The organism is Dyadobacter tibetensis Y620-1 (assembly GCF_000566685.1).
GTDB lineage: Bacteria > Bacteroidota > Bacteroidia > Cytophagales > Spirosomataceae > Dyadobacter > Dyadobacter tibetensis.
In genome coordinates, this window is record NZ_AZQN01000009.1 from 169367 (window position 1) to 185450 (window position 16084).

10 protein-coding genes are annotated in these 16084 nt (G+C 45.1%); 7 read left to right on the plus strand and 3 right to left on the minus strand.

All coding sequences use genetic code 11. From position 1 onward, the window contains the following. Positions 1-16: 16 nt before the first annotated feature. The 7 genes from X939_RS0119405 (at position 17) to rbp (ending at position 10084) form a co-directional block, all read left to right on the plus strand. The gene (locus X939_RS0119405) at positions 17-604 is read left to right on the plus strand and encodes a uracil-DNA glycosylase family protein (protein WP_025764948.1); all 588 of its coding nucleotides are present in this window, start codon (positions 17-19) and stop codon (positions 602-604) included. A 65-nt stretch (positions 605-669) separates the two neighbouring features. Then, positions 670-2229, plus strand: coding sequence for an acyl-CoA carboxylase subunit beta (locus tag X939_RS0119410; RefSeq protein ID WP_025764949.1), 1560 nt, complete (start codon positions 670-672; stop codon positions 2227-2229). Positions 2230-2461: 232 nt separating this feature from the next. Continuing rightward, positions 2462-3406, plus strand: a complete 945-nt coding sequence (locus X939_RS0119415) for a family 16 glycosylhydrolase (RefSeq protein ID WP_025764950.1) — start codon at positions 2462-2464, stop codon at positions 3404-3406. Between the two features lie 217 nt (positions 3407-3623). Next, positions 3624-4901 carry a Gfo/Idh/MocA family oxidoreductase gene (locus X939_RS0119420; protein WP_025764951.1) on the plus strand — a complete coding sequence of 426 codons (1278 nt, stop codon included), beginning with the start codon at positions 3624-3626 and terminating at the stop codon, positions 4899-4901. Between the two features lie 80 nt (positions 4902-4981). Beyond that, positions 4982-8428, plus strand: coding sequence for a 3-keto-alpha-glucoside-1,2-lyase-like domain-containing protein (locus tag X939_RS0119425; RefSeq protein WP_025764952.1), 3447 nt, complete (start codon positions 4982-4984; stop codon positions 8426-8428). A gap of 250 nt (positions 8429-8678) precedes the next feature. Next, positions 8679-9512: an SMP-30/gluconolactonase/LRE family protein gene (locus X939_RS0119430; protein WP_025764953.1), complete on the plus strand. Its 834-nt coding sequence runs from the start codon at positions 8679-8681 to the stop codon at positions 9510-9512. A 44-nt stretch (positions 9513-9556) separates the two neighbouring features. Next, on the plus strand, positions 9557-10084 hold the full coding sequence (gene rbp / locus X939_RS23970) for an RNA-binding regulator (protein ID WP_025764954.1): 528 nt from the start codon (positions 9557-9559) through the stop codon (positions 10082-10084). 84 nt (positions 10085-10168) lie between these two features. On the opposite strand, the gene X939_RS0119440 is transcribed toward rbp, so the two are convergent. From X939_RS0119440 to mutS, 3 genes are all read right to left on the minus strand, one after another. Beyond that, positions 10169-11899, minus strand: a complete 1731-nt coding sequence (locus tag X939_RS0119440; protein ID WP_025764955.1) for a phosphoethanolamine transferase — start codon at positions 11897-11899, stop codon at positions 10169-10171. A 230-nt stretch (positions 11900-12129) separates the two neighbouring features. Continuing rightward, positions 12130-13323: a nucleoside permease gene (locus tag X939_RS0119445; RefSeq protein WP_025764956.1), complete on the minus strand. Its 1194-nt coding sequence runs from the start codon at positions 13321-13323 to the stop codon at positions 12130-12132. Positions 13324-13365: 42 nt separating this feature from the next. Continuing rightward, positions 13366-16002: a DNA mismatch repair protein MutS gene (gene mutS / locus X939_RS0119450; RefSeq protein WP_025764957.1), complete on the minus strand. Its 2637-nt coding sequence runs from the start codon at positions 16000-16002 to the stop codon at positions 13366-13368. Between the last annotated feature and the right edge of the window lie 82 nt (positions 16003-16084).

Below are 16084 nucleotides of genomic sequence, written 5' to 3' on the forward strand. Positions count from 1 at the left end.
GTTTATATACATGCTTATGCAAGATCTTCATGACCAAATTAAGGCCTGTACGGTCTGTACAGCCCATTTGCCCTTGGGACCTAATCCGGTAATTTCGGTAGGCAGTAAAAGTAAGATTCTCATTATCGGCCAGGCTCCAGGACGAATCGTACACCATACAGGACTCCCCTGGAACGATAAAAGTGGCGACAACCTGCGTCGGTGGATGGGTGTGGACCGGGAAACCTTCTATAATACCGAATATTTCTCATTGATGCCGATGGGATTTTGCTATCCGGGAACAGGCAAATCGGGAGACCTCCCTCCCCGCAAGGAGTGCGCCCCGCTTCACCATCAGATATTGCTGAACAGGATGGAACAGTTAGAGCTTGTTCTGTTGGTGGGCCAATACGCTCAGCGCTACTACTTACAAGATAAGGCCAAGAAGACCCTTACCCACACGGTTCAAAGTTTTGAACAGTATCTACCTCGTTATTTCCCACTTCCCCATCCTTCACCCCGTAATAATATATGGCAAGCCAAAAACCCTTGGTTCGCCGATCAGGTACTGCCTCAACTCTTTGCAAGGGTACAATCGATCCTCTCTCTGTCAGAATCCAGATAAAAATCATAATTAAACCAAAATGGTTTCTATATTTAGGAATCAATCAGGACAGTCAGGATTAATTCATGGAAACGAATAGCACGGGAAAGTCAAAAAAGCAAACCCTAGACCAAAAAAATAGCGAAGCCATGCTGGGTGGCGGCCAGAAACGCATAGAGGCGCAGCATAAAAAAGGCAAGCTTACAGCAAGAGAACGGATAGGCCTTTTAATGGATCCCGGTAGTTTCGAAGAAATCGGAAGGTTTGTCCTCCATCGAAGCAAGGACTTTGGTCTCGACAAAGAGCACTATTTAGGCGATGGCGTGGTGACGGGATATGGTAAAATCAATGGACGCCTCACCTATATTTTCGCCCAAGATTTCACCGTTTTTGGCGGTTCACTTTCGGAGACCCACGCTGAAAAAATCTGTAAAATCATGGATATGGCCATGAAAAATGGCGCCCCTATTGTAGGACTCAACGATTCGGGAGGGGCCCGGATACAGGAAGGCGTACTCTCCCTGGCCGGATACGCTGATATTTTTTATAAAAACACGCTGGCCTCTGGAGTGATCCCCCAGATTTCGGCCATTATGGGCCCTTGTGCCGGCGGGGCAGTATACTCACCGGCTATAACCGATTTTATACTGATGGTAGAAAATACCAGCTATATGTTCGTTACGGGGCCTAATGTGGTCAAAACAGTAACCCATGAAGAGATCAGTTCCGAAGAATTGGGGGGAGCCATGACCCATGCCAGCAAGTCTGGAGTCACCCATTTCGTTTCTGAAAATGAAATAGACTGCCTACTTTCAATAAAAAAGTTGTTGAGTTATATGCCTCAGAACTGTGAGGATGAGCCCTTTTCTCTACATTATCAGTCGGGAGATGAAACTAGGCCCGAGCTGGATAATCTAATTCCTGAGAACCCCAATCAACCCTACGATATACGTGAGGCCATCGACTTAATCGTTGATGAAGGGAGTTTTTATGAGGCACATAAATATTTTGCAGAAAATATTGTGGTAGGCTTCGCCCGTCTGGCGGGCAGAAGTATTGGAATAGTTGCCAACCAACCCGCAGTGCTCGCAGGGGTTCTGGATATTCATGCCAGCCAAAAAGCGGCCCGATTCGTCCGATTCTGCGATAGTTTCAATATCCCCCTTCTGGTATTAGAAGACGTCCCGGGATTCCTTCCCGGAAGCGATCAGGAATGGAACGCCATTATCACGAATGGAGCTAAATTATTATATGCGTTCTGCGAGGCAACTGTCCCTCGTATTACCGTTATTACCCGCAAAGCCTATGGGGGAGCCTACGATGTAATGAACTCTAAACACATAGGAGCGGACCTAAACTACGCCTGGCCATCGGCAGAAATTGCCGTGATGGGAGCCAGTGGGGCCGCTGAAATCATCTTTAAAAAAGAAATAGCCGAGGCTGAAAACCCTGGCGAAAAACTGGCAGAAAAAGTAGAAGAGTATACCCGCAAATTTGCTAACCCTTTCCGTGCCGCGCACCGTGGTTATATAGATGAGGTAATCTACCCCAATGAAACCCGTCATAAACTCATCCGGGCCTTTGAAATGCTGGAGAACAAGGTGGCTCAACTGCCGCGAAAAAAACATGGAAACATTCCACTCTAAAAAAAGTGCTTAAAAATATATTTATTGAAGATACTTATTCCGGAACTATATAAGTGATTTGTGCAAATAGTGAATATCTGATGACTTAAGCTCATCATTCTTTTCAGTTGTCTATTTTTTATCTAGTTACCAATTCAGGTTTTATACAAAATTTCCCCCAAATCGCAATAGTTAACTAAGCCCGACCTGACAAGTTTGGCCTAGTAGTATCTATCACTAAAGCGATTCAGAAATGTTTAAAGCACCTGTTCTTTTTTTCCTGGCGGCGGCCTATTTTTCCTGTAAAACCAACCCGGTTTCAACATCGTCAACGGATAACGAAATAGATTCAATACGATATGATTGGAGCGACATACCTGTGCCGGCACAGCCGGGCCCAGGCATGAAATGGGAACTTCAACACCCGTCTGACGATTTTAACTATCTGGCAGAAGCCTCTGATAAAGGAACCGAATTTTCTAAAAAATGGACCGATTTTTATCATAATAACTGGACTGGCCCGGGCCTCACCATCTGGGATAGAGCACATTCTTTGGTGGCCGACGGTCGTCTGCAGATTCCAGCAAGCCGTGTTCCGGGTACGAATAAGGTACACACCGGGTGCATCACCTCCAAGGAGCGCATTGTATATCCAGTATATGTTGAAGCTTATGCCAAAATCAGTAATTCTACTTTGGCTTCCGATGTCTGGCTATTGAGCCCCGACGATACTCAGGAGATTGACATCCTGGAAGCTTATGGCAGCAGCTATTCCGAAAATACTAAAAAAGACTTAAGCTGGTTTGCACAAAGAATTCACATTAGCCATCATGTATTTATACGCTCCCCTTTTCAGGACTACCAACCCACCGACCCTGGAAGTTGGTATTATGATGGTACCTTATGGAGAGAGCAATACCACCGGTTTGGCATGTACTGGAAAGATCCACTGCATTTGGAATACTATATCGACGGAAAATTAGTCCGAACCGTTTCTGGCCTGGATATCATCGATCCTAAAAATTATACCGGTGGGACAGGGCTCAACAAAGCCATGGATATTATCATCAATGTGGAAGACCAAACCTGGCGCTCCGACCAAGGTCTCACTCCCACAGATAATGAACTGGCGAATCGAGATGACCAAACCTTTAAAGTCGACTGGATCAGAGTTTATAAACCCGTCAAAAATCAATAAAGCAAGCAAAGAATAACTGCAAAGACAGGCATTCTTTAGATGGTGGAAAGGGGATTGGCAAGGTCCCCTTTCCACTTTTTTTTAGTCCATCCAATCAACTACCGGCCTTAGCTTTCAGACTGATTAAGAACTATAAAACATTGCAACTTTCTAAAATTTGTCATAATTTCAAGGTTATTTTTTAATAAAAATTACGATTATTCCAAACCCCTAGAAAATGAACGAAAAGTCTAATCATGCCGCTTCCAGAAGGAAGTTTATTAAAGGGTCCCTGGCTACATTAGCCACCTTTTCTATTGTGCCCAGGCACGTGTTGGGAAAGGGCTTTCTGGCACCCAGCGACACCCTGACCAAGGCCATCGTAGGCGTAGGAAGCATGGGAAGAGGCCATATCCCCTATGCAGGCACCAAAGTGGTAGCCCTTTGCGACGTGGATAAAAAACATTTGCAGCTCGCCATGGATATCGTGGGCGATAAAACTGTAAAAACTTTCTCTGACTACCGTGAGTTAATTCAGCTACCTGAAGTAGATATCGTGCATGTGGCCACCCCACCCCATTGGCATGGAATCATTGCGGCCGATGCTGCCCGGGCTGGCAAAGATGTATGGTGTGAAAAACCTATGACCCGCACGATTGGAGAGGGAAAGAGACTAATGGAAGCCGTTCAGCAACATGGACGTGTATTCCGTTTAAATACCTGGTTTCGCTTCGATTCCAATTTTTATGGCATGAATTCGACTGTAAAACCCATTAAAAAATTAGTACAAAGCGGGATGCTGGGCTGGCCTTTAAAGGTAACTGTCAGCAAGCATACAGGATTCGACTGGAAATTTTACTGGGTGGGCAAGACCGACAATAAGCCCGAGCAAGTTCCTACGGAACTGGATTATGACATGTGGCTAGGGCCAGCACCTTATAAACCTTATTCCGCACACCGGGTACATGGTACTTTTAGAGGCTATTGGGATTATGATGGCGGTGGACTCGGAGATATGGGTCAGCACTATATCGATCCTATACAGTATTTTCTAGGCAAAGACGACACCAGTCCGGTAAGCGTGGAAATAGATGCGCCCCAACAACATCCCGAAGCTGTGGGTACATGGAGACGCATCACTTACACCTATGCTGATGGCTGCCAGATCGTGTTGGATGGAGAAGGCAAAGATAAGGATGTGGCCTATATAGAAGGACCGAAGGGAAAGTTATACCCGAATTTCGAGTCGGACATACCAGATCTTAAAAAGAAATTAGCGGCTTTTCCAGATCCAGAACCTCAGGTTACCGATTTTGTAGATGCAGTAAAGAACAGGAGAAAATTTGCTTTAAATGAAGAAAATGGACATCGTTCCTGCACGATCGTTAATATGGGGTTGATCGCTTTGCGACTGGGGCGATCACTCAAATTTGACCCTGTACATCAGGTGTTCATTGATGATGAGGGAGCAAATCGGCTTATAGATCAGCCCATGCGCGGACCATGGACCATATAGGCAGAAATCACCTCTGAATCCCTTCTATAATTTTATCCTAAACGAATATTCCGTTCTGGTCAACCAGACATTCAATATTTATGAAAAAACAATATAACCTAATCGTTATCCTCTGTCTAATGGCTCTTCAGTCCTGGTCGCAAACCGATGCAGGCCGGACCCTCTCGACCAAGGTAGCGGATGTGCTGGCGCAGGTCCCTGCCGAGCACGCAGCCAAACTGCAAAAGAATAATGAAAATATTGCTTCCTTAGGAAAGGAAGGCTTAATGCAAATTGCGACGATGCTGGTCCCTGCCGAAAAGGGAGACAACAGTAAAGTTAAATATGCGCTGGCCGGTTTCAGCTTTGCCGCAACGAAAGCCGGCAACGAGGCATGGAGAAAAATGGCTGCTTTGGCATACCTGGAAGCCCTGCCTAAGGTTAATGACACTTATAATAAGGTCTTTTTGATTTATCAGCTACAACAAGTAGGCAAGGACGAATCGGTAGACCACCTAAGGACCTACCTGACCGACGAAGCATTGGCTGGCCCAGCAGCTAGAGCCCTTGCCAGAATCGGAACTGAGAAGGCAGGTTCAGCCCTATTATCGGCACTTCCCTCAGCTAAAGGATCGGCTTTGATTTCGATCACAGAGGCTCTCGGCGAAGCCCGATTCAAAGCGGCCCATGTTGCCATCGAGAAAAACGTGAATAGTAGCGATGCTGCGCTCCAGAAGGTGAGTCTGTATGCCCTTGCCGAAATGGCCACACCTAGCTCGCTAATGCTACTCCAAAATGCTGCCAAAGCATTGAATTATAGCTATGATGAGTCAGATGCCACCGCCGTTTATCTTAAATATCTGGCTAGATTATCCCAAACTGGCGATCAGGAAATAGCTGAGAACGCCGCCATAGCCATTATTAAGGGTCGCTCGGCAATCAATAGCGCTACACGATCGGCTGCGCTAAAAATATATACTGATAGCAAAAAGCGAGAAGCCGTGCCGGTTCTTGTGTCCGCTATGAAAAGCAAGGATGCCGCCTATCGGGCAGCAGCATTAAAATTGGGGCAGAAGTACACCATGGCAGATGGCAGTAAACCCTGGCTGAAGGCTTTAAAGAAGGCCAAACCGGAAGTACAGGCTGAAATTATTGGTATGCTGGGGCAAGCAGGCTCTCAAGATGCCCTTCCTCAAATACTTCAGCTGCTTAGTTCCAAAAGCCCGACTACTAAATTAGCAGCCATTTGGGCAGCGGGAAAAATTGGTGGCGAATCGGTAGTGGGTAAGTTAATCTCCTTGCTCAAGACCACTGATGAAGCCGAAGTTAAAGCTATCAAAAGTGCCTTACAGACTATCCCTGGAAACGGCATGGTGGATCAATTAGCCCTGGCCCTACCCCAGCTTCCTGCTACGGCCCAACCGGCGGCCATAGAAGTATTAGCGGGAAGAGGCGCTAGTGCCAGCCTTCCAGTTGTAAGCAAACTGCTAACCAGCAATTCTCCAGCGGTACGCACCTCCGCTTTCGCTTCCCTACCCGCTCTTGCCACTAAGTCTGACTTGCCACAACTCTATCTTCTGGCCAATTCAGAGAGCCAGCCGGAGGAACTAAAATACGTACAAGAAGCCATTGGCAGCACGATAAAAAGGGAAGGGAATGCCACCGAGCAGACAGCCAAAATCCTTCAGCAAATGGAGGCAGCTCCCAAAGGCGCTCAAAGCAACTATCTGGAGATTTTAGCAGCTATTGGTGGTAAAGAGGCTCTTCATTCGGTGGTTAAAGCTTATACAAACGGGGCCGCCTCTGACAAGAAAACCGCCATTCAGGCCTTAGCCAACTGGACCGATGGCAGTGCCGCTCCCGCACTATTTAATATTGGTAAAAATACCACAGACGCTCAGGAGCTTCAAGCGGCAATGGACGGATATCTGGCGGCCATCAAAAAATCTTCAGGAACTGCAGTCAATAAGGTGATTATGTTGCGTGAAGCGATGACCATTGCCAGGACTAAGCCCCAACAACTGATGATCCTGAAAGAACTAGCACGGCAGAAAACCTTCAATGCCATGCTCTTTGCCGGACAATTCCTGAACGATGAAGCCTTGCAACAAGCGGCTGCTCAGGTAGTTATCAGCGCAGCCTTAGCCAATCCGGAATTCTATGGGACAGAGATCAGGGCCTTACTCAGCCAATCGCTGGATTTACTGAAAGGCAATGAGAGTGAATACCAAAAAGCTCAGCTCCGTAAGCACCTTGCTGAAATGCCCAAAGAGGAAGGCTTCATTTCCCTTTTCAATGGGAAAGACCTTAGCGGTTGGAAAGGGCTTGTAGCTAATCCTATTAAACGCAAGCAGATGTCGGCGGACTCCCTGGCTTACAAGCAAAAAATTGCTGATTCCAAGGCGATAAAAGACTGGATAGCAAGAGATGGAGAGCTGGTATTTACCGGCCACGGGGACAATCTTTGTACGGTGCAACAATATGGTGATTTCGAAATGTTTGTGGATTGGAAAATTCAGAAAGAGGGCGACGCTGGAATCTATTTAAGAGGCACACCTCAGGTGCAAATCTGGGATACTTCGCGTGTATCGGTAGGGGCACAGGTAGGTTCGGGTGGACTTTATAATAATCAAAAGCACCCTAGCAAACCCTCACAAGTAGCCGATAATGCCATTGGGGAATGGAATACTTTTCACATCACGATGGTGGGTGACCGCGTTTCGGTAGACCTTAATGGAGTGAATGTAGTAAAGAACGTTACTTTGGAAAACTATTGGGATCGGAACCTACCCATTTTCGCCCGTGAACAAATCGAATTGCAGGCCCATGGTACGGAGGTAGCTTATCGCGATATCTATATCCGGGAAATCCACCGTCCGGAACCCTATCAGCTCACCACCCAGGAAAAGCAAGCGGGTTATAAAATCCTCTTTGACGGCACCAATATGCATGAGTGGATCGGTAATAAAACAGATTATTTCATTGAAAACGGAGAGTTGGTAATCGATCCTACCCGAGGTGGAAGTGGTAATTTGTATACCAAGGATGAGTACAGCGACTTTATTTACAGGTTTGAATTCCAACTCACTCCTGGAGCCAATAATGGTTTGGGAATCCGCGCTCCCCTTACCGGAGATGCTGCTTACGAGGGCACTGAGTTGCAGATTCTGGACAACGATGCCGATATTTACAAAAACCTGAAAGAGTACCAATACCATGGCTCTGCATACGGAATTATTCCCGCTAAAAGAGGCTTCCTAAAACCTGTCGGAGAATGGAACTATCAGGAGGTGGAAGTGGTGGGGTCAAAGGTAAAAGTCACCTTAAATGGCACCGTTATCCTGGATGGTGACCTGGCAGAAGCCAGCAAAAATGGCACTGCCGATCACCGGGAGCATCCCGGCCTGAAGCGTAGCAGTGGCCATATAGGCTATCTAGGTCACGGAAACCCACTACGTTTTAAAAACATCAGGATTCTGGATCTATCCAAAGTGCCGGCACCGGCAGAAAGTTCAAAAAAACCAAAAGTAGGAAAAGCCAAGAAGTAACAGATCAACATTCGTTATAGGTGCCCGAAGAACCTTCGCAACAGGAAGGGTATCTTCGGGCATTTTTCTGTTATCCTGACAAAACAGACCGCTCACTTACTAGATTTATTACTAAGCACAGACCTGAGTATTACTTCTACTTGATTATTTAAAAATTTTAAAATATAAACCTTCCAAAATTTGGCATTTATTTTAATTAAATTTGGGTATAAATCAGTTCGATAAACAACCATTTAGAGCAAAATCTCCAATGAAAAAACGATATTCCGGCCTAGCTGCCGCTGCCATACTCTTTTTAGGCACCCTAGCTCAGGCCCAACCCAACTTGACAAAAATATGGGAAACAAAGGCAGAGTTACCCGTACCCGAGTCTGTACTTTACAGTGCAAAAGACAAACTATTGTATGTATCCAATATTGACGGCCAGGCAGGAGAAAAGGATGGAAAAGGAAGTATCGCAAAGGTAGGCCTGGATGGGAAGATCATTGATAGCAACTGGGTCTCGGGGCTAAATGCTCCTAAAGGTATGGGTAAAATGGGCTATAGCCTATACGTAACCGATATCGATCACATCGTTGAGATCCACACCAAAACAGGAAAAATACTGAATAAATATCCAGTAGAAGGTGCCAAGTTCCTCAATGATCTAACCATCGACGCCAAGGGGAACATCTTTTTTACGGATATGCAAACTAAAAAAATCCATAAACTTTATAAGGGGCAAGTAAGTACTTATCATGAGAATCTGACAAGGCCTAATGGTATCCTTGCCTTGGGCACCGATTTGCTCATCGCCGACAATGGGGTACTCAAACGCCTGTCGGGCCCCGATAAGTTAACAGTGGTGGCCGAAGGTATGGACCCAAGCAGCGACGGAATAGAAGAAATTAGACCCGGAGAATATCTAGTTTCCTGCTGGGCAGGGCTTATTTATCTGGTAAAATCTGACGGTAGTGTAGAAAAGCTTCTGGACACAAGTGCCCAAAAGATCAATTCCGCCGATATTGGTTATGATAATAGAAAAAAAATAGTCTATGTACCCACATTTCTAAAAAACAGTGTGGTGGCTTACCAGCTTAAATAAATATCTTTGTAACTCAAATCAAAACAATCAAACTGGCGTTTAGTATGGACATTTTTGTAGGGAGTCTTTCTTTTAAACTGAAAGAAAGTGAGCTGCGGGAAGCTTTTGAAAAGTACGGAGAGGTAAACTCCGCAAAAATTATAATCGATAAGATTACCCGCCAAAGCAAAGGCTTTGGTTTCGTAGAAATGCCCGATGAGGAACAGGCACGCTTGGCCATTAGTCAACTTAATGGTGCTGAGATGCATGGACGTCCCTTGGTAGTAAACGAAGCTCAGAAAAAAGATGCAGGAGCCCCTCGTCCGGCACGTCCTGGATCTGGCAGGCCTGCCCCTACAGACCGATATATCCCTTCTAACACAGAAAGAAATACAGACTTTAGCCAAGGCTATTCTGCAGGTTCCGGTGAAGAGAAGCGCGGTGAGCGTGTCTTCCGGGATGCGGATAAACCCGCCGGAGGCAGCCGGTATAAGGACTATGGAAAAGGACGCGGAGACAATAAAAGGGGAGCCAGTTCCAAACGTGGTGACAGCCGCCGCGGAAGAGGGAATGACTACGGCGACGATTGGTAGGAGTGAACTTCAGTTCCCATAAAAAAACAGCCGATAAGGGATGCCTTATCGGCTGTTTTTTTATGGGAATCCTTTCATTTGATTTTATCGATCAAAAAGAATTTTATTTCCCACCACCCTACGTTTCTTCACCTTGTAGTCCTTCATAAGAAACGAAGCTGAAGGGTCGAATAGGGTCGATTCAAAACCGGATAACACCTGTATATCATGAAAGAAATTATCGGTCATAGCCGGAATACGGCCAGCCCGAACCAGCTGCCGGGCCAAAGTAGGCTGTCGGTCCATGTAACCAGGGGAAAGGTATACCAAAAAAGGGATGGTGGACATTCCTCTGCGATAATTTTCCTGGTTATGCTGATATTTCATGTCTTCTCCATGGTCTGATAAATAGCAGATCAAATCGAAACCTCGTTCCCTAGCCGTTTTAATTAATTGACTCACTACAAAGTCATTATAGGCTACCGTATTTAAATAGCTATTAAGATCGTTAACCTTATTAGACTTAAATGCTTCAAAATCCTTGGGGTACCGATCATTATAAAACCAATGAGAACCCATGAGATGCACAAAAAATACCTGCTTCTCCTGATCGGAACTATCCGTATAAGCTTTAAATATATCAATCAATTCATGGTCATAATAATTCCCGGAAGCCGACTCTGCATTCTTTAGACTATTGCGGGAGGCAGTGAAATAGCGATGGTCTGCCGTCGCCGATATCACGGCATTGGGGGTATCATATTTCCCCAGCGGAGCCTGATTAGATAGCCAGAAGGAAGTATATTCCCCCTTATTGAACAGGTCCAAAATGGTGACAGAATTCTGGAATGCTATATTGTTTTCATTATTTATATTGGTAAGGACTTTCTTGAGAGCGGGCACTGTATTTGCCTCGGGAGAAATCATATCCCATAACTTGAAAAGCCGACCCTGACTGGTATCTGCTTCCAAGGCCCGTAGATGCGGACTAGTCTCTCTAGGATATCCATAAATCCCCATATATTCCCGGTTGAGAGATTCCCCCAGAATGATCATAACCTTCCTGGCTGCCCCCTGGTGGTCCTGAATCTGAAAGGGATTCTGGCTTAAACCCTTGGTCCTGTCCTCTACCATCTTCTTTAAAGTTGCCTTGGACTTAAGATGTAGTAAATACTCGGTGGTGAGTGCACCCACAGGTCCAGAGAAGGTCGATAAAGCGAATCCTAATAACATTACCGGCAATACAAACTTATTGACCCCGGGCCCTCTGGTTACCCTGTTTTTAGGATTCAACAGGACATATATCCCCCCTACAAGTATCAGTACAACGAATAAGTGACCATATCCCAGCTTTCCACTGAGGTATTCTTTTGACTCATTATCATTGGTAATGAATAAGGTGTTGATAATTGCACGGGAAATTTTGGAGTGTTCTGCTATGAAATACAATAGAGAAACTATATTGATACTACTGAAAATCAGGAGGGGAACAAATAGCCAGCGCTGTATTTTATTATCGCTGTTATAAAGTACTAATCCAGCATACAGATAAGATAAGGTGGCAAATAGAAACACCCCAAATCTTAAAAAATGAGGAATGATATACCAGGAGAAGAAATAGGCCGCAATGATAATAGAGAGCATAATAGCCTGTGACCTGCCAATAGGTTGAAGATATATCCTGGACACGACAAACAGGATTCCCAGAAGACCACAAAATATCCAATAAACGAATTGATAAGCAGAATAATAATATTGGTCGATGCTGATATAAAGGCCAAAAATTATGCTGGCAATGAATATCAGAAGTAGACCGTACTTTTTAAAAAATTGCATTTATACTAACGTTGAGTTCCCTTGTTAACGACTGGGGAAACGCTTATCGGGAAATTTGGCGTTCCTAACTGCTAAGATAAAAACTAACTCTACAAAACATACGAAATCGGTCTAGATTCCCTACAAAAGTCCCTGGATATTGCATTTTCATTCAACATTTATACAAAAAGCCTGGAAGTACGGTGTACCTCCAGGCTTTTCACTTTAACTTTAACCTTCAATAGGAGCGGTTAATTGGCTGCCTTAATCTTATTGTCCTTAAAGAATAACACAAAAAGCACCAATACTACCGCCGTGATACCCGCCGGCACCATCCATATACTCGTCCAGTTCTTCACTCCGTCGATGGTATACATATCAGCAACTAGGCCAGCCATCCAGGAACCAATCCCCATCCCGATACCATATGTAGCGATCGAAATAAGTCCCTGAGCCGACGATCTATATTTTTCTCCCGCTTTGCTATCGGTATAAATCTGACCGGTAACAAAGAAGAAATCGTAACACACACCATGTAGGATAATGGCCAGATACAATAACCATTCGCTGTTAACGTCCCCATATCCAAAACCGATAAATCGAATGACCCAGGCGATCAGCCCAACAATTAACATCCATTTAACTCCCCACTTGCGGAAAGCTAAAGGAATAAGGAGCATAAAAACGACTTCGGAAGCCTGACCTAACGACATTTTATTCTCAACATTGGTCATGCCCGCGTCGGTAAGAGACGGGTTGGCCATAGCGTAATAGAAAGAGAGCGGAATACAAATCAGCAGGGAAGAGATAAAGAAAATCGTGAAAGACCGGTCTCTGAAAAGTGTGAAAGCATCCAACCCTAGGATATCAGAAAATGAGTTACCCCTGGCGCTGGGTTTGGGAGGCGTATTGGGTAAGAAGAAGGAATAGACCCCTAATAAAGCCGAAGTCACCATCGAAATTTTAAAGATCATAACATTATCCCCAAATCCGTAGAAGCCAATAATGTTAGAAACTACAATCCAGGCTACCGTGCCCATTACGCGTATGGCAGGAAAATCTTTTTCCGAATCTTGCACCTGCTGCATAGCAATGGAGGTAGTCAGAGCCATGGTTGGAGCGAAAGTGATGCAATATACGAGGATGCCCCAAAAGAAAATATTGGCATCGGTGACACTGGTAAGGTAAAATAGAACTGCAGACCCGGCCAGGCTTAGCACTCCGAGGACTTTCTGAGCGGCGAAATACCGATCGGCAATCATACCCACAAAAAAGGGTGCGATGATCATGGCTATCGAGAATGCGGCATAGGCATTTCCCACTTGCTGACCCGTAGCATCTAGCTGGGTAAACATGTATTTACTCATTTGGCCGTACCATGAGCCCCATACGAAATAGAGGAGAAACATCATGGCCATTAATTGAAATCTCGTCGAATTTTTCATTTACTGGATAAAAAAATATAGGTTAAGGAATTGTTTAGGAATTTACTTTTTCATTATCTTCTGAAGCTCATTAAGCTTCAAAAGGGCTTCTATGGGGGATAGGGTATTAACATCTATCTGGCCCAATTTTTCTTTGAGCTCCTCTATACGCGGGTCTGCTGGCTCAAAAATACTCAGTTGATAATTGTTCTTAGGTACCTCTTTAATTTTCTTTTTATGATGCTCAGCCTTATGATCCTTTTCAAGATGCTGCATAATCTCGCTAGCTCTCAGCACAATAGGCTGCGGCATGCCTGCAATCTGGGCTACGTGAATACCGAAACTATGGGCACTCCCGCCGGGTTTTAGCTTCCTAAGAAAAATTACTTTATTATCCACTTCCTTTACGGCCACATTGAAATTTTTGATGCGGGGAAAGTCCTCTGCGAGTTGGTTTAGCTCGTGGTAATGGGTGGCAAAAAGGGTTTTGGGCTTTATTTTTTTCTGGCTATGCAAATATTCTGTAATGGCCCAAGCGATAGACACGCCGTCATAAGTGCTGGTTCCACGACCAATTTCATCCATTAAGACCAGGCTTCTATCACTTAGATTATTAAGAATACTAGCCGTTTCGGTCATTTCCACCATGAAAGTACTCTCTCCACGGCTAAGGTTGTCACTGGCTCCAACCCGGGTAAAAATCTTGTCAACAATTCCCAGTGTAGCTGCATTGGCCGGAACAAAAGATCCCATTTGTGCCATCAGAACGATCAGCGCAGTTTGTCGTAGCAGCGCAGACTTCCCCGCCATATTGGGACCGGTAATGATAATAATCTGCTGGGTACTATCGTCCAGATACAGATCATTGGGAATATAGGACTCCCCTACTGGGAGCTGTTGCTCAATTACCGGATGTCGGCCGGCTTTGATATCGAGTTCTTTCCCATCGCTCATCATGGGTTTGGTATAATTATTCTTTCGCGCTACGCTAGCAAATGAGCTCAGAGCGTCCAGGGTAGATATCACCAGAGCATTTTGCTGGATAGTACCTACATATTCCATGGCCGTGAGCACCATTTCATTGAAAATGCGAAACTCTATAGCCCCAATACGGTCCTCTGCATTTAAGATTTTCTCTTCATATTCTTTTAACTCTGGAGTAATATACCGTTCCGCATTCACCAGAGTCTGTTTACGAATCCAGTCGGCAGGTACCTTGTCCTTATGCGAATGAGTCACCTCCAGATAGTAGCCAAATACCCGGTTATAGGCAATTTTTAGAGAGCCTATTCCGGTTCGTTCCATTTCTCTATTTTGTAGTTTTACCAGATAATCCTTTCCCTCATAGGAAATGGCATGTAGCTCGTCCAACTCTTCATCCACACCTGAACGGATCATTTTACCCTGATTAGCCAGAACCGGAGCATCTTCTCGAAGCTGAGTCTCTATACGTTCTACCAGGAAGCTGCAGGCATTAAGCTGGTCGATATACCTGTTTAATGTGGCCCGCACCGTACTTGATTTTTCGGTTTGATTGCTATCACGGAGCTTACCCAGTAACTCCTTAATGGGACCAATCTGCTTTAAGGATTTTTTAAGTTGCACCATTTCCCTGGGACTGATCCTGCGCACAGCTACCTTCGATATCAGGCGTTCCAAATCCCCGATCTGCTTCATAGCATGTATCAAATCCTCATGCAGGTCGGCATTGCCTAAGAAATAAGCGACCGTGTTGAGGCGTTCCTCTATGGGTGCGCGTTCTTTCAATGGAAGCACCATCCATTTGCGCATCATGCGAGCCCCCATGGGCGTTACCGTCTGATCCATGATCTGGATCAGTGCTACTCCTCCTTCCTGTTGCGGATAAACCAGTTCCAGGTTTCGAATAGTAAAGCGATCGAGCCATACATAACGCTCCTCTTCCAGCCTTGTTACGTTTCCGATATGGCTGACCTCACGATGCTCCGTTTCTTTCAGATAGTGAAGGATAACTCCAGCGGCCACAATCCCCAGTGGAAGGCTTTCAATTCCATACCCCTTGAGCGTGGTGGTCTGAAAATGGGTGGTAAGTTGCTCATAGGCATAGTCATAACCAAAACACCAGTCTTCCAGCATATAGGTATGAAACTTCCCTCCAAACAGCGTATTAAATTCACTTTTATGTTTTTTGCAATAAAGCACCTCCGAAGGTGAAAAGCCCTGAAGCATTTTATCGACATAAGCCGCGTTTCCCTGAGAAGTCATAAACTCTCCAGTGGATATATCCAGAAAAGCGACGCCGTAGAGATCCTCATTCGTAAGGTGTACCGCAGCTAAGTAGTTGTTTTTGCGTATATCCAGAACATTATCGTTCATGGACACACCGGGTGTTACCAGTTCAGTTACGCCTCGTTTGACTATCCCCTTCGCTGTAGAAGGGTCTTCTAATTGGTCACAGATAGCCACACGCTCCCCAGCCCGAACCAATTTGGGAAGATAGTTATCCAGTGAATGGTGTGGAAAACCTGCCAACTCCTCATGAGCTCCCCCATTATTCCGCTTCGTGAGTACAATACCTAGGATCTTAGAGGCCCTGATGGCATCCTCACCAAAGGTTTCGTAAAAGTCGCCTACCCTGAACAAAAGTAATGCTCCTGGATACTTGGCCTTTATCTGATTGTACTGCTTACTGAGTGGAGTCTCCTTCTTTGCCTTTGCCAATGAATCGATATTTATGAAAAATGTGTAACTACAAAATTAACGCTTCTATCTGGTTAGGCAAGGCATATTAAGTCGAAAACCT